This window comes from Bradyrhizobium sp. Kon56, assembly GCF_055807635.1.
In genome coordinates this window covers 51,804-71,581 of sequence record NZ_JBVVOU010000033.1, presented here as the reverse complement: position 1 = coordinate 71,581, position 19,778 = coordinate 51,804, and the positions used below count along the sequence as shown (strand labels likewise).

Here is a 19,778-nt window from a genome sequence, read left to right as displayed (position 1 = left end):
ATGCCTTGACTTCAGAACCCCGGCCGAGGCCTTCTCCTCTCAACTGTTGCACTTCGAGTGTGAATCCACCTCCTGGCCTTCGCCGGGACGACGGAGAAGTTTGTAGCGCCGCTTATCCCACCTCACCCATACACAAACTCCCCGCCATCCAGATCCGTCTTCGGGATCTCGTCCTTTTCGGTCCAGTAATCCTGGCTGTGCTGCCATTCCGGCTTGTCGCCGCGCTTGGGCAGCAGGTCCATGTTGCGCATCATGTAGCCGGGATTGAAGTTTTCCGGATCAATCCAGGGCAGGATCGGCATGTTGTGGTCTTCGGCGCGTAACTTGACCTCGACCTTCTTATTGCCTTTGGCCTTCATGTGACCCAGCAGGCGGCAGACGAAGTCGGCGACGAGATCGACGCGCAGCGTCCAGCTGGCGCGGAAATAGCCGAAGACCCAGACCATGTTCGGCACGCCCGTGAACATCATGCCGCGATAGGTGACGGTGTCGCCGAAAGCGAGCGGCTTGCCGTCGACCTCGAAGGCGATGTCGCCGAGCGCCGCGAGATTGAAGCCGGTTGCGGTGATGATGACGTCGGCCTCGAGCAGCTTGCCGGATTTGAGCTGGATGCCGTTCTCGACGAAGCACTCGATCTCGTCGGTGACGACGGACGCCTTGCCGCTGGCGATGCCCTTGAACAGATCGGCATCGGGCACGAAGGCGATGCGCTGCCGCCACGGCCGGTAGCTCGGCGTGAAATGCGTGTCGACATCGTACTCCGGACCGAGCACCGCGCTGATCTGCCCGATCAGCTCCTTTTTCACCTGCTCGGGTTTTGACAAGCAAAGCTTGGTGAACGCGTCCTGCTCGAACAGGATCTTTCGCCGGACAATCTCGTGGATCCATGCTTCGTCGACCTGCAGCCGGCGTAGCTCCTCCGCGATCTCGATGGCGTTGCGCCCCAAACGGAAATAGGTCGGCGACCGCTGCAGCATCGTGACATGCGCGCATTTGTCGGCGATGTTCGGCACCAGCGTCGCCGCCGTCGCGCCGGAGCCAATCACGACGACTTTCTTGTTCGCGAGCTCGATATCATCAGGCCAGGTTTGCGGATGAACGATGCGGCCATTGAAGCACTCCGTACCCTTCCATTCCGGCGTATAGCCTTCCGAATGGCGGTAATAGCCCTGGCACATCCAGAGGAAGTTCGCCGTGAAGGTTTTCGCTTCGCCAGTGTCGGTCGTCACCGCCTCGATGGTCCAGAGGTTTTGCTCGCTCGACCAGCTCGCCGAATTGATCTTGTGCTTGTAGCGGATATGCCGCGCGATGTCGTTTTCGTCGATGACCTCGTTCATGTAGGCGAGGATTTCCTCGGCGGTCGCGATCGGCGGCCCGACCCAGGGCTTGAAGCTATACCCGAAGGTGTGGAGGTCGCTGTCGGAGCGGATGCCGGGATAGCGATGTGTCGTCCATGTGCCGCCGAACGTCGCCTGCGTTTCCAGAACGACGAAGCTCGCATCCGGAAGCTGCTTGGTCATGTGATAGGCGCTACCGACGCCCGAGATACCGGCGCCGACGATCAGCACGTCGAAATGCTCAGAAGTCTGTTTGGCCGTGGCGTGACTGCGAACAGCGACATTCATTGTTGCTTCTATGCCTTGCTTGTTTTTGTGGCCGCCCTTGGTTGGGCGGCGCGTTTCCTCCGCGACGGACATGGTTGCCCATCGCGCTTCCGCTTCAAGATGACATAGATCGGGTCGCGGTCAAATCACAGCGCCGCACCCCAGCTCCGCGCGGTCTGCAAGATCCAGTCGCGATAGAGCGTGAGCGGCGTAACACCGGTCAGCCCGCCGCAGCCGGCGGCTCCGTTCGGCCCCGTGGACCAGCTGATGACGCCGACGAGCACGGATCCGGTCGGCTTGTCCTCGAACACGGGACCGCCGGAATCGCCGGTGCAGGCGCCAATTCCGTCGCGAACACCGTTGGTTACGGGGTCGACCAGCCGGATCTGGAGCGTGCCGGGCTGACCCGTCGCGACGAGGCCGGCAACACGCGTCGCGCCGCCACTCTTGCCCTCGCCACGCACGGTGACGCCGATACCGGCGATGACGAAGCGGCTGCCGACCTGGATCGGAATATTCGGCGCGCCGACGGGCACCGTCGATTTTCCCTTGAGTGGAATGTCCAGCTGCAGCAGCGCCACGTCGGCGGTAGCGCGATGCGCTTGCATTGCCTGCATGTTGAAATTCGGATGGATCGCGACGGTGCGGACATTCAGCAGTTGCGGCTGCCCGTCGGTGCCGCGATCGACGATCTTGTAGTCCGCGCCGGGTTGCACGCAGTGGGCGACGGTAAGCACCAGCTTTGGCGCAACGAGGGTGCCGGTACAGAAATTGCCGCGCGAGCCGACGATCGTGACGACGGCGCGCGCGACGCCATCGGCCTGGGGCGTGCCGCCACCAACGATGGCATAAGCGGGCGTGGCGAGCGGCAGCGCGGTCGCAATGAGGGTTACGAGCTTCTTCATGGAAACACGCTTTGGTGTTGGCGTCGGTGACAGCATTAGGATGGCTTCGGACTGGCCCTTGCCGATAGCGCATGCTAGCGCTCTTGGAAAGGAATTGACGAGGGCGGAATCTTGACGATCGAGGCTGTGATCTTTGATTTTGGTGGCGTGCTGACGAGTTCGCCGTTTGAAGCGTTCACGCGGTTCGAGACAGAGCGTGGCCTGCCCATCGACATCATCCGGCGCACCAATGCCGCCAATCATCTGGAAAATGCCTGGGCCAAGTTCGAGCGCGCCGAGGTCGATATCGACACGTTCGACAGACTGTTCGCGACGGAATCGCTGGCGCTCGGCGCGGAGGTGCGCGGCCGCGACGTGCTGCCGCTGCTTCAGGGCGATCTGCGCCCCGAGATGGTCGAAGCGTTGAAGCGCATCAAGGCGCAATTCAAGACCGGCTGCATTACCAACAATCTGCCGGCCAATGCGATCGGCAGCATGACCGGGCGCTCACTCTATGTCGCCGAGGTTATGGTGCTGTTCGACCATGTCATCGAGTCCGCCAAAATCGGCCTGCGCAAGCCCGACCCGCGCATCTATCAGCTGATGGTCGAAACGCTGAAGGTCGATCCGAAGAATTGCGTCTATCTCGACGATCTCGGCGTCAATCTGAAGCCGGCACGCGAGATGGGCATGACGACGATCAAGGTCACCAGCGGCGCCCAGGCGATCGCCGGGCTCGAGGCCGCGACGGGATTGAAGCTGAGCTAGAGCGTCATTCTCCGTCATTGCGAGCTATCGCCGAGCCAGAACTACTCGGCCGCGGCTGCGATCCGCTCCGGAAACGCCGCGGCAAGTGAGGCGCGATCGGGCTTCAGCACGCCGCGCTCGGTGATGAGGCCGGTGATGAGCCGTGCCGGGGTCACGTCGAAGGCATAGTTCGCGACCGGCGAGCCCTCCGGCACGATGCGCACGGTCTCAAGCCTTCCATCCGCGGTGCGGCCGGTCATGTCGGTGACTTCCGTGCCGCTGCGCTGCTCGATCGGGATGTCGCGGATGCCGTCATCAACGGCGAAATCGATCGTCGGCGACGGCAGCGCGACATAGAACGGCACGTTATTGTCGTGAGCGGCGAGCGCCTTCAAATATGTGCCGATCTTGTTGCAAACATCGCCATTGGCGGCAACGCGATCGGTGCCGACGATGGCGAGATCGACCATGCCGTGCTGCATCAGATGACCGCCGGTGTTGTCGGGAATCACCGTATGCGCCACGCCGTGATGGCCGAGCTCCCAGGCCGTGAGCGAGGCGCCCTGGTTGCGCGGCCGCGTCTCGTCGACCCAGACATGGATCTTGATGCCGCGCTCGTGCGCCAGATAGATCGGCGCCGTCGCCGTGCCCCAGTCGACGGTCGCAAGCCAGCCGGCATTGCAATGGGTCAGCACATTGACGGTCTCGCCCGGCTTCTTCCTTGCGACGATCGCCTCGATGAGTTTCAGGCCGTTGCCGGCGATGCCGCGGTTGATCTCGACGTCCTGCTCGACGATCTCGTCGGCGCGCGCATAGGCGGCCTCCGCGCGCTCCAGTGCATCGATCGGCGCGAGGCTCGCGCGCATCTCGTCCAGGGCCCATTTCAGATTGATCGCGGTCGGCCGCGCCACCACGAGCGTGTCGTAGGCGCGCTTCAGGCCGGCGTCGGAAGCGTCCTCGCGCATCGCCAGCGCCATGCCGTAAGCTGCGGTCGCGCCGATCAGTGGCGCACCGCGCACCAGCATGTCGCGGATGGCGAGGGCCGCGTCCTCGCATGAGGTCAGCTTCGCAACGATGAACTCATGCGGCAGCCGGCGCTGGTCGATCGCTCCGACCGACCAGCCGTCGCGCTCACGCCAGATGCTGCGGAAATGCTTGCCGTCGACCTTCATGGGATTCTGCCTTTCGTATCACGTTCGCAGGATGCGCCCGGCCACCGCGTCGAGCTTCTTCAAGAGCTCGGGATCGCGCGCCTCGGGCGCGGTGATCAGCGCGGTATCGAGCGCGCGGTCCGAGCCGATCGGGCACGGCTCATGCTCGCGCGGGAAGTCTTTCGCCAGCCGCGCCACCAGCGCTTTTGCCTTGTCGGCGTTCGAGCTCAGAACGCGGATGATGTCCTGCACGGTGACGGCGTCGTGATCAGGATGCCAGCAATCGAAATCCGTCACCATCGCGACGGTGGCGTAGCAAAGCTCCGCCTCACGCGCGAGTTTCGCCTCGGGCATGTTGGTCATGCCGATTACGGAATAGCCAAGCGTCTTGTAGGTCATGCTTTCCGCATAGGTCGAGAATTGCGGTCCCTCCATGCAGACATAGGTGCCGCCGCGCGCAAACGCGATGCCCTCGGCTTCGGCCGCCGTGGCAAGGTGGATGCGCAGCCGCGGCGAGACCGGGTGCGCCATCGACACATGCGCGACGCATCCCCTCCCGAAGAACGAGCTCTCGCGTTTGTGGGTACGATCGACGAACTGGTCGACGAGAACGAAGGTTCCCGGCGGCAGTTCCTCCCTGAACGAGCCGCAGGCCGACAGCGAGATCAGGTCTGTGACCCCTGCGCGCTTGAGGACGTCGATATTGGCGCGATAATTGATGTCGGAGGGCGACAGCCGGTGGCCCTTGTCGTGGCGCGGCAGGAACACGATCGGCAGGCCGGCAATCGAGCCGCGCCGCAGGGGTGCCGACGGTTCACCCCAGGGACTCCTGATCACCTCTTCGCGAGCGTCCTCCAGCCCCGGCAGATCGTAGATGCCGGAGCCGCCGATGATGCCCAATACCGCCTGCGTCATGCCTGCTCCACCCCGTTCGCGCCATCGCGATTCCGTGGAGAAGCTATGCCAGTTTTACGTCGGTTTTGGAACGGGTGATGGGGTCAAGAGGTGCCGTCAGGAGAACGCGCGCCAGCACTCCCGGCTATGCCGCGGCCGCCGACCGCAGCTGGGTCGCGACCATGCGCTCCAGCGTCTCGACGGACTGGAAGTTCTCCGGTGTGATCTCGACCTGGGGAATCGTGAAGTCGAATTCGGCTTCGACGCCGAGCATCAGATTGACCATGTCCATCGAGGTCAGGCCGACATCGACGAGCTTGGCCTGCGGCGTGACCTCAGCGGAGAGCGAGTTCTGCGCGAGGATGCCCTTCACCAGCTTGATGATGCGATTGCGCAACTCGGTATCGAAAGCCTGCATCGGTAAATTCCCATCTGTCGACAAAGGTCGGACCGGTTGCCGGCTACGATGGGCACGGCGGGCCGATCCCGCAATGGACGCCACCATTACTTCGCGTTTCTTAGTAAACGATGACTCAGATTGTTGGATTTCCGGCTTCTTACAGATCCCTAACGCGACCGCGGAAATCCGGACGAGGCAAACAACCCGAACTTAACTGTTCGTTCGGAATTGGGCTTTGTTTACCCTCTATTTCATCGACGAATTTGAATTAAATCCGTAGCCTCATCTCATAAGCAAAGATGGTCGAAGGAATCGCTCAAGCGGCATCGCGAATGATGCCGGCGATCCTGAACGGCAAACCGGAGGCGGACGAGTATGAACGTGCGTGAAGCAGTCCTCACTGTCGACGAGACGCAGACGAGCTTTCTCGAGCATGGTCCCTCTCTCATTGAGCGCGCCGCCCGGACCGCCACCGTGGCGGCTGCCGACGCAGACGGGGTCGATCGCGATGCCCGCTTCCCCCACAAGGCTTTCGAGGTTGCGCGTGAGCAGAAGCTGCTCGGCGTCATGATCCCGGCCGAGTTCGGCGGCTTCGGTGCCTCGATCCACGACGTCACCGACGTCTGCTACACGCTCGGACGCGCCTGCGCCTCCACGGCGATGATCTACGCCATGCACACCACGAAGGTCGCCTGCGTCGTCAGGCACGGCCACGGCATCCCCTGGATGGAAACCATGATGCGCCGGGTCGCACGCGACCAGTGGCTGCTCGCCTCCTCCACCACCGAAGGCCAGAACGGCGGCAACATCCGCGCCAGCGCCGCCGCCGTCGACGTCGCAGGCGACACCGTCTCGCTGCTGCGCGACGCCACCGTGATCTCCTACGGCGCCGAGGCCGACGGCCTCGTGACCATCGCCCGCCGCGCCACCGACGCTTCTGCGTCCGACCAGGTGCTGCTGGCGCTCGCCAGGGACGATTATTCGCTGAAGCGGACGCTGGGCTGGGAAACGCTCGGCATGCGCGGCACCTGCTCGACCGGTTTCGAGCTGAAGGTCGACTGCCCGACCGATCGCGTCTTCCCGGAATCCTACGACAAGATCCACGCCCAGACCATGACGCCGTTCGCGCATCTGTGCTGGTCCTCGGCCTGGGCTGGTATCGCTGCAGCCGCCGTCACCCGTGCGCAGGCCTTCGTCCGTAAGGCGGCCCGCACCTCAGGGGGCCAGATGCCCCCGGCAGCCGCACATTTCACCGCCGCCAAGATGTCGCTGGCCAAGCTGCGGGCGCTGATATCGGCCAATATCGACGCCTTTGCTCGCGCCGAGCACGATGAACGCGCGCTCGGCTCGCTCGACTTCCAGTCTTCGATCACGCTTCTGAAGGTGCAGGCCTCGGAGCTCGCGGTCGAGACCGTGATGCATGCGATGCGCACCGCAGGCCTTTCCGGCTACCGCAACGACGGCGAGTTCACGATGGGCCGCCACCTGCGCGACGTGCTGTCGTCGCCGATCATGATCAACAACGACCGCATTCTGGCCAATGCCGCGACGTCGACCCTGATGAGCGGCGTGCCGACAAGCCTTCGGGACTGACGAGCTTTCGAGACTGACGTGCCTTCGTTCAATAAGAACAATTTCAGATAGCAGGAAGCCGACATGAACATTGCTGTTCTCCCCAACTCGCCCGAGACCGTGCCGCAGATCGCGGATCCGCTGGATCATCTCGCCGACAAGCTCTTTCATCCGATGGGCTCGGACGGCGTCTATGCCCGCACCGCTCTTTATGAAGGCATCGTCGAAAAGCTCGCCGCGCTGATCACGAGCCATCGCGAGGCCGGCACCGAGGTGATGCGCTTCCCGCCGGTGATGAGCCGGTCCCAGCTGGAAAAATCCGGCTACCTGAAGAGCTTTCCGAACCTGCTCGGCTGCGTCTGCGGCCTGCACGGCACCGAGCGCGAGATCAACGCCGCGGTAAGCCGCTTCGACGCCGGCGGTGACTGGACCAGCTCGCTCTCGCCGGCAGACCTCGTGCTGTCGCCGGCGGCCTGCTATCCCGTCTATCCGATCGCGGCGAGCCGCGGTCAGTTGCCGAAGGGTGGCCTGCGCTTCGACGTCGCCGCCGACTGCTTCCGCCGTGAACCGTCAAAACATCTCGACCGGCTGCAATCGTTCCGGATGCGGGAATATGTCTGCATCGGAAGCCCCGATGACGTGGCCGATTTCCGCGAGCGCTGGATGGTGCGCGCGCAGGCGATTGCGACCGATCTCGGTCTCACCTTCCGCGTCGACTATGCCAGCGATCCGTTCTTCGGCCGCGTCGGTCAGATGAAGGCCGTGAGCCAGAAGCAGCAGCAGCTCAAGTTCGAACTGCTGATCCCGCTGCGCTCGGAAGAGCAGCCGACCGCCTGCATGAGCTTCAATTATCACCGCGAGCATTTCGGCACGACGTGGGACATCAAGGACGCCAATGGCGAGCCGGCCCACACCGGCTGCGTCGCTTTCGGCATGGACCGGCTGGCGGTCGCCATGTTCCACACCCACGGCACCGACCCTTCCGCCTGGCCCGCCAAGGTGCGGGAGATCATGGGCCTGCAGCCGCAGATCGCGGCCGATGCCCACGGCGAAGGCTGGCGCTAACGGAACGAGGCCGGTCATTTCCACGGGAAAGACGAGCGTGATCCACACCAAGGTCCGATGCCGCGAGATCACCGAGTCCGACGTCGATGCGGTCGCGGACTTGCTGACGCGCGGCTTCGTCGGGCGCTCGCGCGGCTATTGGATCCAAGGCCTGCGCCGGCAAGCCTTCCGACCGGTACCGGATGGCTACCCGCGCTTCGGCTACATGCTCGACAATGACGGCACGCCGGTCGGCGTGCTGCTGCTGATCTACACGGCGCGGAGGGACGGCGATGAGACCGCCATCCAGTGCAATTTGTCGAGCTGGTACGTCGATCCGGCCTACCGCAACTACGCCCCGCTCCTGACCAAGATCGCGCAGCGGCACAAGGACGTCACCTATCTCAACATCAGCCCGGCGCCGTGGACCTGGCCGATCATCGAGACGCAGGGCTTTCGCGCCTATTGCAGGGGTATATTCTTCTCCGTGCCTGCGCTGGCGCGCGTCCCACGCTGGAGCAAGATCCAGGTCATCTCGCAGCACGCCAAAACGATCGACGGGCTTTCCGATGCCGAGACCGAGCTCTTGACGCGGCATGCGCGCTACAATTGCCTCAGCCTCGTCTGCCGCACGCCGAAGGGAGCGTTCCCCTTCATCCTGCAACCGGTGCGCATCCGCCGTGGCATCATTGCGCCGCCCGCGATGAAGCTGATCTACTGCCGCAACGCGGCCGAGTACACCGAATGCGCGGGCCGCATCGGCCGGCTGCTGCTGCGGCTCGGCAAGATCGCGGTCGCCGTCGATTCCAACGGCTCCGTTCCCGGCCTCGTCGGCATCTACACCGAGCGTCGCGGCCGCAAATATTTCAAGGGCCCGCACCGGCCGCAGCTCGCCGATCTCACGGATACGGAACTCGTGCTGTACGGGCCGTAGGCCCGTTTGGACCAGACATTCGATGTCCATCCGGGCCTAAGGCGCAATTGCGCAGGCCGACCGGCGCGACGCTACCTTGCACCCCCCTCCACATTGGCAGCATCTCTGCATCACGGTCACCCTCCGTAAACTACGGCGCTTAAGGGAATTTCCCGCCTGTTCGCTAGCCTCGGCGGCTGAATTGCCCTGCGTTAAGTCTATTGCCCGCCGAGACCCCGCCGCCCCATGACGTCGATCCGCGACAACGAGCTTGATGCACGCCGCGAGCAGGGCCCGAAGGCCCTGGTCGGGCTGAGCCAGCTTGCACTCGACCACATGGAACAGGGTGTCTGCGTCTACGATGCCGGCAACCGGATCGTGCTGGTCAATCAGCGCTATCTCAGCCTGTTCAACATGTCGGCCGAAATCGTGCGGGTCGGCACGAGCTACCGCGACGTGCTCGCCCACAGTGTGGCCCTCGGCAACATCCCCGCGGGGGAAGTCGACGCACTCTATGCCGCGCGCATGGCGCGGATCGCAGCCGGCCAGCCGTTCCGGACTCAACAGACACTCGCGAGCGGCCTCGTCATGGCGCTCGAGCTGAAGCCGCTTCCCGGCGGCGGCTGGATGACGATCTGCGACGACGTCAGCCGCCTCGCCCGGCTCGAGGCGGAGCTGCGCGTGCAGACCGAGCGCAGCCAGCACGCGCTCGCCAACATGGCGCACGGCTTGATCATGTACGATGCCGACAGCCGCGTCGTCGTCTGCAACGAACGTTTCCTGAATCTCTATAACCTCGACCCGGAAATCGTGAAGCCGGGCGTCTCGCATTGTACGGTCATCGAGCATTGGATGTCGCGCGGCAACCTGCCGGGCATGCCGGGCGAGGAATTCCACGACACCAGGCTGGAGGACGTGCGCACCAGGAAGGAGAAAACCCTGTTGGTGATGCGCTATGACGGACGGATGGTGCAGGTGGTTTCCCGTTTTCTGCCCGACGGCGGCTGGGTGACGGTACACGAAGACGTCACCGAGCGGCTGCAATACGAGGAGATGCTGAGGCAGCAGAACTTCATGCTCGATGCGGCGTTGGAGAACATGGCGCACGGACTCGCCTTCTACGACAGCGAGATGCGCCTGCGCGTCTGCAACACCACCTACCGGAAGATCTATCGGCTCTCGCCGGAGGAAGCCAAGCCGGGCACGCATCTCGGCGAACTGATCGAACGCTCGATGGCAAACGGCGCGTTCTCTTCCGAGTATAGCCCGCGACACCTCCTGGAGGCCGCCAGCGCAAGGATCGCCGACCGCAACTCCTCGCCGATACGCCGACGGATGTCGAACGGCACCACGATCTCGGTGCGCTATTGCGCTCTGGCCGAGGGTGGTTTTGTGGCCACCTACGAGGACATCACCGAGCGCGAGCACGCAGTCGAGCAGTTGAGCGAGCAGTATCGGCGGTTCGACGCGGCCCTGAACAACATGAGCCAGGGCCTGTGCATGCTCGATTCGAGCTTGCGCGTCATCGTCTGCAATCGGCGCTACATCGAGATGTACGGACTGTCGCCCGAATTGGTGAAGCCTGGTGTGTCGATGCGCGAGATCATGGAGGACAGCTGCGAGCTCGGCATCCATCCAAACACCACCGCCGCGCGGCTCTATGCCGACTATGTCGAAAGGCTGCGCGAGGGCGAGCACACACTGCACCGCTATTTGGGCGACGGCCGCATCATCAAGCTCAATCACAAGCGAATGGAGCACGGCGGCTGGGTCGTCACCTATGAGGACGTTACCGAACGCCCACAAGGCTCAGGCCCGTGTGGCGCACATGGCGCGGCACGATTCGCTCACCGACCTGCCCAATGGCACGCTGTTCCGCGAAAAGATGGGCGAGGGGCTGGACCAGGTCGCGATCGCCGGCGGCGCGATGGCCGTGCTGTGCTTCGACCTCGATAATTTCAAGACCGTCAACGACCGCCTCGGCCACGCGGCCGGCGACCGGCTGTTGCGCTGGGTCGCGGCGCGGCTGAAGGAGAATGTCGGCGGGCACGACACCGTCGCGCGGCTCGGTGGCGACGAGTTCGCGGTGCTCCAGCGCGGACCGCAGCCGCAATCGGCGGAAAGGCTCGCACGCCGCCTGGTGGAGATCATCGGTCACCCGCCGCCGCTGGAGAACCAGTCGATCCATGTCGGCGTCTCCGTCGGCATCGCAATCGCGCCCGATCACGGGCTCGATGCCGACGAGCTGATGAAATGCGCCGACCTCGCGCTGTACCAGGCCAAGGCCAAGGGGCGGGGCGCCTATCGGCTATTTGAACCCGAAATGGAGGAAGAGGCTCGCGGCCGGCACGCGCTGGAGCGCGATCTGCGCGGCGCGCTCGAAGCGGATGAATTCCACCTGGCGTTCCAACCGCAGGTGCGGCTCGACAGCACCGAACTTACCGGCTTCGAGGCGCTGCTGCGTTGGAAACATCCCTCGCGCGGCCTCGTCTCGCCGGCTGAATTCATACCGATCGTGGAGGAGAATGGGCTGATCGTTCCGATCGGCGAATGGGTGCTGCGCATGGCCTGCGCGACCGCGGCGACCTGGCCCGATCTCACCATCGCGGTGAACCTGTCCCCGGTGCAATTCCGCTCGCGCGGGCTGGTGACGATGGTGACGAGCGCGCTTGCGGAGGCCGGCTTGCCGCCGCATCGGCTCGAGCTCGAGGTCACCGAGACGGCTCTGCTCGACGACAGCGAGGCCACGATCGAGATCCTGCACCAGCTCCGCGCGTTGGGAGTGCGCGTCAGCCTCGACGATTTCGGCGTCGGTTATTCTTCGCTGAGCTATTTGCGCAAGTTTCCGTTCGACCGCATCAAGATCGACCGCTCCTTTGTCGGCACGCTCGGCGAAAGTCCGGAGAGTGTGGCGATCGTCCGCACCATCGCCAGCCTCGGCTCGGTGCTCGGCGTCGAAACCACGGCGGAAGGCGTGGAGACGATTGAACAACTCGACTTCGTTCGCGAATGCGGCTGCACCGCCGTTCAGGGATATTATTTCGGCAAGCCCTGCCCGGCCGCGGAAGTCGGACGCATGATCGAGACGCTGAGCGCAGTCCGCCGCGTGGCGTAAGGGCTCAGCCGAAGCCAAATTCCGTATCTCGGTACGCCTCCAAACGACCAATTGTCGCACGTGCGCTTTTCGGCGAGATCACCGTATCGCGCCCGCGCAATGCGCTTTTCTTCTCCCATGATTTCGGGGACAATCCCGTCATAACAATGAGAAACGGCGGCCCGAACGAGGCCACCGCGAGGGAGGAGTTTCGATGTCTCGATACGGGCTGAAGACCTTTGCCATTGCCGCCATGCATGCCGTCGTGAGCGCGCTGCTCGCAACCGCCGCGGGTGCACAGGATTATCCCACCAAACCGGTAACGCTGATCGTTCCATGGCCGGCCGGCGGATCGACCGACATCTCGATGCGCGCGATCGCCGAGAGCGCGTCCAAGGTCCTGGGGCAGCCCATCGTGATCGACAACAAAGCCGGTGGCGGCGGCACGGTTGGACCAGCCACCATGGCCGCGGCTGCGAAGCCGGACGGCTACACCATCTCACAGCTTCCGATCACCGTCTTCCGCCTGCCCCTGATGCAGGAGGTCTCGTGGGATCCGGCAAAGGATTTTACCTACATCATACATCTCACCGGCTACACCTTTGGCGTAACCACCAGCGCGGAGTCGCAATTCAAGTCCTGGAAAGACGTGGTCGAGTTCGCGAAGGCAAATCCGGGCAAGGTGACCTACGCGACGCCCGGCACCGGCACCTCGCTTCATATCGGCATGGAGCAGATCGCCGCGATGTCCGGCATCAAGCTCACGCAGGTGCCGTTCAAGGGCGGGGCAGAGACCAACGCCGCGGTACTCGGCCAGCACACCATGCTGCAGGCCGACTCCACAGGTTGGCGACCCTTGGTCGACGCCGGCAAGCTGAAGCTTCTCATGGTGTGGACCGGCGCGCGATCACCGAACTATCCTGACGTGCCGACGCTGAAGGAACTCGGCTATCCCATGGTCTATGATTCCCCGTTCGGCATCGCCGGCCCCAAGGGCATGGATCCCAAGATCGTCGCCAAGCTGCACGACGCCTTCAAGAAGGCAGTCGAGGATCCCGCAGTGATTGCCACGCTCGCCAAATACGACATGGTGCCGAGCTACAAGAATACCGAGGACTACAAGAAGTTCGTCGTCGAGGTCACGGAATCGGAGCGCAAGGTGATCGATACGCTCGGGCTTGCGAAGAAGTAGTATTGAGCCACTTTCGTGTTCCGGGCGTGGTGCAGCGCTTCTCCAGCGCTGCACCACAGAGCCGGGACCTACCTTTGCCACGCATCTATCGATCCCGGATCTGCAGCGCACCGCTTCGCGCCGCATAGCGTCCCGGCACGGCCGAGAGGTATTGATGAACGACCAAACCACCGTCAAACTCCGCCTCAACAACTCCGAACTCTGGGGTGGGTTGATCGGGCTCGCACTCGGCGGCTTCGTGATCTGGCAAGGCTTAAAGCTCAAGCTCGGCACCATCAACGACCCTGGCTCCGGCTACGTGCTTTTCTACACGGGCATCCTGATGTGCGTGTTCGCGGCCAGCATTATCATCTCGGCCATCACCGAGGGCGGACCAACGCTGGCTTCGCGCTGGCAGAACGTGAGCTGGAGCAAGCCGTTACTCGTCATCGTCTGCCTTACCGCGTTTTCCTTTGCCCTTGAGCCGCTGGGATTCCTGCTGTCATCGATCCCGCTCATGCTGCTTTTGTTGCGCTTGATCGATCCCTTGCGGTGGACATTGGCGATGCCGATCGCCGCTCTGGCACCGCTCGGCATGTGGTGGATGCTCAAGCGACTGCTGCTGATCCAGTTACCCTCCGGCCTATTCGGGATCGGCTGATCGCATGGATACGCTTCTCAACGTCGCGCATGGGTTTGGCGTCGCTCTCCTGCCGATCAACCTGCTCTACTGCTTCATCGGCGTCTTCATCGGCACGCTGGTCGGCGTGCTGCCGGGCATCGGGCCGATCTCGGCGATGTCTCTGTTGCTTCCGGTGACACTGTCAGGAACGCCGGAATCCGGCATCATCATGATGGCGGGAATCTATTACGGCTCGATGTATGGCGGCTCGACGACCTCAATCCTGGTCAACATTCCCGGCGAGGCGGCTTCCGTCGTGACCTGTATTGACGGCCACCAGATGGCGAAGCAGGGTCGTGCCGGCCCCGCGCTGGGCATCTCAGCCTTCGGCTCGTTCATCGCCGGCACATTTTCACTCGTTGCACTGATGCTGGTGGCGCCTCGGCTCGCCAACATCGCCATCGCGTTCGGCCCTGCCGAATATTTCAGCCTGATGGTGCTCGGCCTCGTCGTGCTCACCTTCCTCACGCAGGGATCGATGCCGAAAGCGCTTCTGATGGCATGTATCGGCGTCGTGCTCGGACTGATCGGGCTCGACAGCATCACCGCGCAGCCGCGGCTGACATTCGGCCGCATGGAGCTGATCGACGGCATAGGACTGGTCCCCGTCGTGATGGGCCTGTTCGGCGTCGCCGAGGTGCTGTTCAATACCGAGCAGGTGATCAAACGCGACATCATCAACGCCAAAATCACGCAGCTGCTGCCCAACAAGGCCGATTGGCAGGCGAGCGCCGGCCCGGTGGCGCGCGGCACGTTACTTGGCTTCCTGCTCGGCATTCTCCCGGGCGGCGGCGCGGTGGTGGCCTCGTTCGCGTCCTATGCGCTGGAGAAGCGGCTGTCGAAGACGCCGGAGCGCTTCGGCCATGGCGCAATCGAGGGCGTAGCGGGTCCCGAATCCGCCAACAACGCGGCGGCCGGCGGCGCGTTCATTCCGCTGATGACCTTGGGCATCCCGCCGAATGTGGTGATGGCACTGCTGCTCGGCGCCTTCGTCATCCACGGCCTGCAACCGGGGCCGCTACTGATCACGCAAAACCCCGGCCTGTTCTGGGGCATCGTCGCCAGCATGTATATCGGCAACGTCATGCTGCTGATCCTCAATCTGCCGCTGATCGGCATGTGGGTGCAGCTGCTCAAGTTGCCCTACAACATCCTGTTCCCGCTGATTATCCTGTTCACGATCCTGGGCGTTTACTGCTCGAGCAACAATGTGTTCGACGTCTACGTGATGATCGCGTTCGGGATCATCGGCTATTTCATGCGCAAGCTCGGCTTCGAGCCCGCGCCGCTGGTGCTGGCGTTCGTGCTGGGACCGATGATGGAGAACAATCTGCGCAAGTCGCTGATCCTGTCGCAGGGCGACCTCTGGACCTTCGTGCAGCGGCCGATCTCGGCAGCGTGTCTTGCGCTCGCGCTGGTGCTGCTGATGGCGCCGCTATTACCCGCGCTGCGTAAGAAGCGCGAGCTCGTGGCGCTGGATGAGGGCGCGTGAGGGATTGGCAGGTGTCTCAGCCTGCCGCGGGCAGCACGTTATCCGGCGGCGCGCCCCAGGGGCGGTCGGCTGAGGCGAGCCCGATCAGGCGGCCCTGGATGTAGTCGCAGCCCCAGTCGCGCAGCATGTTCGCAGCTTCTTCGTCCTGCACCCATTCGGCCACCGTCTTGATGTCGAGGCGGCGGGCGAGGTCGATCAGGGTCTGCACGAAGGCGCGGTCGTCGGCGGAACGGGTGATGTTCTGCACGAAGGCACCGTCGATCTTCACGATGTCCACGCCCAGCTTGCGCAGATTGCGGAACGAGGTGTAGCCGGCGCCGAAATCGTCGATGGCGATGCGGCTGCCGAAATTCTTCAGCCGGGTGACGAAGCCGCGCACATCGTCGATGTCCTGGATCGCGACGGTTTCGGTGATCTCGACGATCAGCCGCTCGGCAACGCCGGGATGGGCACGCATCAGCGATTCGATTCCCGCCCACCAATCCGGATCCATGGTGGTGTCCGGCGAGATGTTGAGGCTGAGGCAGATGTCCGGCGCGGCCGCGAGCTCGGCGACCACGAGCTCGAGCACCCGGTGATCGACCAGGCGGATCAGGCCGAGGCGTTCCGCAACCGGCACGATGTCGGGCGCGAGCAGCACCTGGCCGTCGCCCTGGTCCATCCGCACCAGGCATTCGTGAAAGGCGCAGTCGCGCGAAAGGGCGGCAACTACCGGCTCATAGGCAAGCTTGATGCGGCGCTCATTCAGTGCGGTGACGATCTCGTCGGTGACGCGGATGTTGACGCGGCGCTGGGCGTCGCGCGCGGCATCCGGGCGCCAGGCTGCGAACGAGCCGACGCGGCGTTGTTTCGCGGTGTCCAGGGTCTCGTGGGCGCGATTGACGGCTTCATCGGCGTTGCGGGCATAGCGCGGCACGCTGACCGCGCCGATCGAGGCGGTGACCGACACCGGTCCGGATTTGGTCGGCACCACCTCGTCGCGAATGCCGGCGAGGAAACGTTCGGCAGCCACGTTCATGTCATCGACGGTGCAGTTCTTCAGGATCAGGCCGAACTTGTTGCCGGAGAAGCGGCCGAGCACGTCGCCGCCGCGCAAGCGCGCGCGAATGCGCGTGGCGACGTCGAGGATCACGGCGTCGGCAACGTCGAAGCCGAAGGCCTCGTTGACACGCGCGAGATGATCGATGCCGACCAGCATGAAGGCCGCGGTCGAGCGGAAACGGGTCGTCTCCTCGATGGCCTCGGCCAGCGCGGCGATCAGATGCGAGCGATTGAGCTCGCCGGTCAGCGGATCGAGCCGGGCCAGCTTCGTCAGTTCCTCGTCGCGGGCATGGCGTTCATTGTTGATGCGGACGGAGCCGATCGCACGCACCGGGCGGCCGTCGGGGCCGGCGAACCAGCGGCCGGTCTCCTCGATCCAGACCATGGGATCGGCGGCGCTCATGCGCACGCCGTACTCGACCCGGTAGGGCGTGCCGTCGGCGCCATGCACGGCTGAGGTCTGCGCCAGCGCGGCGGTCCGCATTGATTGCGCGGGCTCGATCAGCCTGGCGAATTCGGCGCCGGTGGCCAGCCGTTCGGCGGGAATTCCGGGAAAGATGGCGCTGACCTGCTCACCCCAGACGATGGCATCGCTGGCGATGTCCCAGGCGAACACGGCCTGGCCGAGGGCAGCCAGGATGTCGGAGGCTTGCGGCAATGCGGGGGTCAAAATCGCCTCGTTTCGGGACAGCGGGGAGTCCTGAGCCGGCACAGGATAAAGCCAGATTCGCCATTGACCCTAGGCAAAGTTGATAAACAATTTGGAAACCACGTTTCCTCGCTCGCAGGAACCGAAGCGGCTCACCCGGCATAGGCCTTGCGAGTACATGACACGCACCGGCGCCAGCGTCTCGAAACGAGACGATCTTCGCCGGGTCAACGGTGATTGCGATGTTGAGTACCGATCGATCGAACGCGTCGGACAACGGCACGGGCTCGGCCCTGATGCCGCTGATGCCGATTTTGCAGTGGGTGCACAAGGCACCGCTGCCGCGCCCCGATCCCAGCTTCGTCACCCAGCTCATCGCCAACGCCGAGCACCTGCCCCAGGCGAGCCGGCTCCGCCGCGCGTCTTCCGAGGATGCGCAGGTCGCCTATGGCAGCAAGCGCCCGCTTCCGAGCGTTAGCGCGCGCACGCGGCAGGTGGCTTGAATCAGCGCGGCGCGTCGGGAGACGGCTGGGTGCCGTTGCCCGGCTGCAAATGCGGCGAGGGAATTTCCGGCGAGGGCGCACTCACAGGCTTCGGCGCCGGGTGATCCATCAGCACGGATTCGGCGACCGATTGTGCCGTGGGCGCGGGCGGCTCCGCCGGAGCTGGTCGCGGAGCGGACACTGGCTCGAACTTGGGCTCGAACTCATCCGCCGGCGTCTCGGCCTGGCGCGTGGTCTTGCGGGGCGCCGGCACCGTCGTTTCGGCGACATAAGCGACGCGGCGGCGGGTGCGCTGGGCGATGCCGCCCAGGAAATCTGCCATCGCGAGCAGCACCAGAAGGAAATAGGTGGAGTTGCCGAATTTCGGCCACATCACGAATTCGGCCGCAGCCGCGCCGAACACGATCAGCGACAGCAGATGATCCATCAGGAATTTCGAGCCGGGCCGCGCGCCCTTGACCACTTCGAGCAGCAGCAGCACGATACCTAGCGCGAGCATCACGTCGGCGAGCGTGACCGGCCAGGCCTCGCCCGTGATCATCGGCACTTTGAACAGCACGTCCGCAAAGGACACGCTCGGCATCAGGAATGCGATGATGTTGTAGACCGCGAGCGGGATCAGGAGCAGCGGGAAACCGACCATCGGCGAAATGCCTTCTCGATCAAGATATCCAGACAGGACAATGCGGCGGCGATGCATTCGCTCCGCCGCCGTCACTGTCATATCTCATGGGTTGGCCGAAATCAGGCAGGCCCGATCGTCCTGCCCACAGAAAGGTCCCGAACTCAGGACTCTTTCTTCTTCAGGACCTGACGGCCCTTGTACATGCCAGTCTTGAGGTCGAGATGGTGCGGACGACGCAGTTCGCCGGAATCCTTGTCTTCCACATAGGTCGGCTTCTTGATGGCGTCTGCCGAGCGGCGCATGCCACGACGGGACGGCGAGGTTTTTCTTCTCGGAACGGCCATTTCAATATCCTCTAGGGATTGGTGTTTTGGGGCATCGTCCGCGAGGGGACGGCTCAGCACCCGCAAACCGAGGCGAGCTGAATGCCGGTCAAGGCCGGGCTTATAGAGGAAGGCCTGCCTTAAATCTAGGGCTCTGGGCTGGAAAATGCGCCCGAAAAGGACCCGAAATCAGCGGTTCTCCCGCCAGCAGGTCGAAAGCGAGCTCGCCTGCGCTCGCACCACATAGGTCCCGGCCAGCCGCCGGACACCCGGTCCCGGCGTCCTGGCGCTGCGTTTGACCGGATTCGGCAGGATGGAGGCCAGAAGCGCGGCCTCCCGGGGGGAGAGGTTCGCTGCCGACTTGCCGAAGGCATAGGCGCTGGCGGCCTCGGCCCCAAACTGGCTCTGCGGGCCGAGCTCGGCGACGTTGAGGTAAATCTCCAGGATCCGTGCCTTGGGCAGGACGAGATCGATCCACAGCGCCAACGGGAATTCCAGCGCCTTGCGGACGAAGTCCCGCCCCTGCCAGAGGAACAGGTTTTTCGCCACCTGCTGGGTGATGGTGGAAGCGCCCCGGAACGGGGTGCCGTCCTCCTTCGCATCGTCGATCGCCTCACGCAGCGCACCCCAGTCGATGCCGTGATGCTTGCAGAAATGGGCGTCCTCGGCCGCCACCACCGAGCGTGGCAGCGAGGGCGACATCGCTGCCAGATCGATCCATTCCCGCTGCATCGGCGCACCCCGCAGCGAGCGCCAGATCATCAGCGTCGAAACGGGATGGCCGGCACGGTAGAACGGCGCGACGACATAGGGCGCGAGAGCCGCGACCGCGAGCACCAGGAGAAGGGTTTTGACGACGCGCAAATCAACCTTTCCGGCGCAGAACGAAACGCGGCCACGGGCCCGGCATTAAGTCTGTGATAATTCGGGCCTTTTCCAGCACTTTTTAGGCCTTCCAAACGATTGACTGAGGCGGGCGCATAAAGGAT

Annotated in this window: 19 protein-coding genes; 10 read left to right on the top strand and 9 right to left on the bottom strand. The window is 63.9% G+C overall.

Annotated elements, in window-relative coordinates; genetic code table 11:
* Positions 1 to 122: 122 nt before the first annotated feature.
* Together AC0L3B_RS33010 and AC0L3B_RS33005 are read right to left on the bottom strand one after the other, a co-directional pair.
* Positions 123 to 1,625 carry a flavin-containing monooxygenase gene (locus AC0L3B_RS33010; RefSeq protein WP_473381726.1) on the bottom strand — a complete coding sequence of 501 codons (1,503 nt, stop codon included), beginning with the start codon at positions 1,623 to 1,625 and terminating at the stop codon, positions 123 to 125.
* Between the two features lie 125 nt (positions 1,626 to 1,750).
* A complete protein-coding gene (locus AC0L3B_RS33005; RefSeq protein ID WP_473381725.1) occupies positions 1,751 to 2,509 on the bottom strand; it encodes a S1 family peptidase in 759 nt (252 codons plus the stop codon).
* Positions 2,510 to 2,620: 111 nt separating this feature from the next.
* On the opposite strand from AC0L3B_RS33005, the gene AC0L3B_RS33000 reads away from it, so the two are divergent.
* A complete protein-coding gene (locus tag AC0L3B_RS33000; protein ID WP_018455936.1) occupies positions 2,621 to 3,256 on the top strand; it encodes an HAD-IA family hydrolase in 636 nt (211 codons plus the stop codon).
* A gap of 41 nt (positions 3,257 to 3,297) precedes the next feature.
* Here the strand turns inward: AC0L3B_RS33000 and mtnA are convergent, their stop codons facing one another.
* The 3 genes from mtnA to AC0L3B_RS32985 all read right to left on the bottom strand — a co-directional run bounded on the left by mtnA (position 3,298) and on the right by AC0L3B_RS32985 (position 5,698).
* Entirely contained in the window at positions 3,298 to 4,407 is a 1,110-nt protein-coding gene (gene mtnA, locus AC0L3B_RS32995) for an S-methyl-5-thioribose-1-phosphate isomerase (RefSeq protein ID WP_018455935.1), read from the bottom strand.
* Between the two features lie 18 nt (positions 4,408 to 4,425).
* The gene (locus AC0L3B_RS32990) at positions 4,426 to 5,301 is read right to left on the bottom strand and encodes an S-methyl-5'-thioadenosine phosphorylase (protein WP_018455934.1); all 876 of its coding nucleotides are present in this window, start codon (positions 5,299 to 5,301) and stop codon (positions 4,426 to 4,428) included.
* Between the two features lie 124 nt (positions 5,302 to 5,425).
* Complete coding sequence (locus AC0L3B_RS32985; protein WP_018455933.1) at positions 5,426 to 5,698, bottom strand: phosphopantetheine-binding protein; 273 nt, start codon at positions 5,696 to 5,698, stop codon at positions 5,426 to 5,428.
* Between the two features lie 357 nt (positions 5,699 to 6,055).
* On the opposite strand from AC0L3B_RS32985, the gene AC0L3B_RS32980 reads away from it, so the two are divergent.
* The 8 genes from AC0L3B_RS32980 to AC0L3B_RS32945 all read left to right on the top strand — a co-directional run bounded on the left by AC0L3B_RS32980 (position 6,056) and on the right by AC0L3B_RS32945 (position 15,648).
* Positions 6,056 to 7,273 carry an acyl-CoA dehydrogenase family protein gene (locus tag AC0L3B_RS32980; RefSeq protein WP_085349789.1) on the top strand — a complete coding sequence of 406 codons (1,218 nt, stop codon included), beginning with the start codon at positions 6,056 to 6,058 and terminating at the stop codon, positions 7,271 to 7,273.
* A gap of 63 nt (positions 7,274 to 7,336) precedes the next feature.
* Positions 7,337 to 8,317 carry an amino acid--[acyl-carrier-protein] ligase gene (locus AC0L3B_RS32975; protein ID WP_473381724.1) on the top strand — a complete coding sequence of 327 codons (981 nt, stop codon included), beginning with the start codon at positions 7,337 to 7,339 and terminating at the stop codon, positions 8,315 to 8,317.
* A 37-nt stretch (positions 8,318 to 8,354) separates the two neighbouring features.
* Positions 8,355 to 9,230 (top strand): acyl-CoA acyltransferase, encoded by an 876-nt coding sequence (locus AC0L3B_RS32970; RefSeq protein ID WP_473381723.1) that lies wholly within the window; start codon positions 8,355 to 8,357, stop codon positions 9,228 to 9,230.
* A gap of 225 nt (positions 9,231 to 9,455) precedes the next feature.
* Positions 9,456 to 11,165, top strand: coding sequence for a PAS domain-containing protein (locus AC0L3B_RS32965; protein ID WP_473381722.1), 1,710 nt, complete (start codon positions 9,456 to 9,458; stop codon positions 11,163 to 11,165).
* A complete protein-coding gene (locus tag AC0L3B_RS32960; RefSeq protein ID WP_473381729.1) occupies positions 11,065 to 12,324 on the top strand; it encodes a putative bifunctional diguanylate cyclase/phosphodiesterase in 1,260 nt (419 codons plus the stop codon). Before AC0L3B_RS32965 ends, AC0L3B_RS32960 begins: the two co-directional genes overlap by 101 nt.
* Positions 12,325 to 12,517: 193 nt before the next feature.
* On the top strand, positions 12,518 to 13,495 hold the full coding sequence (locus AC0L3B_RS32955) for a tripartite tricarboxylate transporter substrate binding protein (protein WP_473381721.1): 978 nt from the start codon (positions 12,518 to 12,520) through the stop codon (positions 13,493 to 13,495).
* A gap of 154 nt (positions 13,496 to 13,649) precedes the next feature.
* Entirely contained in the window at positions 13,650 to 14,135 is a 486-nt protein-coding gene (locus tag AC0L3B_RS32950; protein WP_085349786.1) for a tripartite tricarboxylate transporter TctB family protein, read from the top strand.
* 4 nt (positions 14,136 to 14,139) lie between these two features.
* Positions 14,140 to 15,648, top strand: coding sequence for a tripartite tricarboxylate transporter permease (locus AC0L3B_RS32945; protein WP_204513107.1), 1,509 nt, complete (start codon positions 14,140 to 14,142; stop codon positions 15,646 to 15,648).
* A gap of 16 nt (positions 15,649 to 15,664) precedes the next feature.
* On the opposite strand, the gene AC0L3B_RS32940 is transcribed toward AC0L3B_RS32945, so the two are convergent.
* Complete coding sequence (locus AC0L3B_RS32940) at positions 15,665 to 17,359, bottom strand: bifunctional diguanylate cyclase/phosphodiesterase (protein WP_026233055.1); 1,695 nt, start codon at positions 17,357 to 17,359, stop codon at positions 15,665 to 15,667.
* Between the two features lie 221 nt (positions 17,360 to 17,580).
* Here AC0L3B_RS32940 and AC0L3B_RS32935 point away from each other — a divergent pair, with 221 nt between their 5' ends.
* A complete protein-coding gene (locus AC0L3B_RS32935) occupies positions 17,581 to 17,841 on the top strand; it encodes a hypothetical protein (protein ID WP_473381720.1) in 261 nt (86 codons plus the stop codon).
* A gap of 1 nt (position 17,842) precedes the next feature.
* Here AC0L3B_RS32935 and AC0L3B_RS32930 read toward each other — a convergent pair whose 3' ends face one another.
* The 3 genes from AC0L3B_RS32930 to mtgA all read right to left on the bottom strand — a co-directional run bounded on the left by AC0L3B_RS32930 (position 17,843) and on the right by mtgA (position 19,653).
* Positions 17,843 to 18,484 carry a hypothetical protein gene (locus AC0L3B_RS32930; RefSeq protein ID WP_473381719.1) on the bottom strand — a complete coding sequence of 214 codons (642 nt, stop codon included), beginning with the start codon at positions 18,482 to 18,484 and terminating at the stop codon, positions 17,843 to 17,845.
* A gap of 143 nt (positions 18,485 to 18,627) precedes the next feature.
* Positions 18,628 to 18,810 carry a 50S ribosomal protein L32 gene (gene rpmF / locus AC0L3B_RS32925; RefSeq protein ID WP_007598106.1) on the bottom strand — a complete coding sequence of 61 codons (183 nt, stop codon included), beginning with the start codon at positions 18,808 to 18,810 and terminating at the stop codon, positions 18,628 to 18,630.
* Between the two features lie 168 nt (positions 18,811 to 18,978).
* Positions 18,979 to 19,653: a monofunctional biosynthetic peptidoglycan transglycosylase gene (gene mtgA / locus AC0L3B_RS32920; RefSeq protein WP_085385516.1), complete on the bottom strand. Its 675-nt coding sequence runs from the start codon at positions 19,651 to 19,653 to the stop codon at positions 18,979 to 18,981.
* Positions 19,654 to 19,778: the final 125 nt, after the last annotated feature.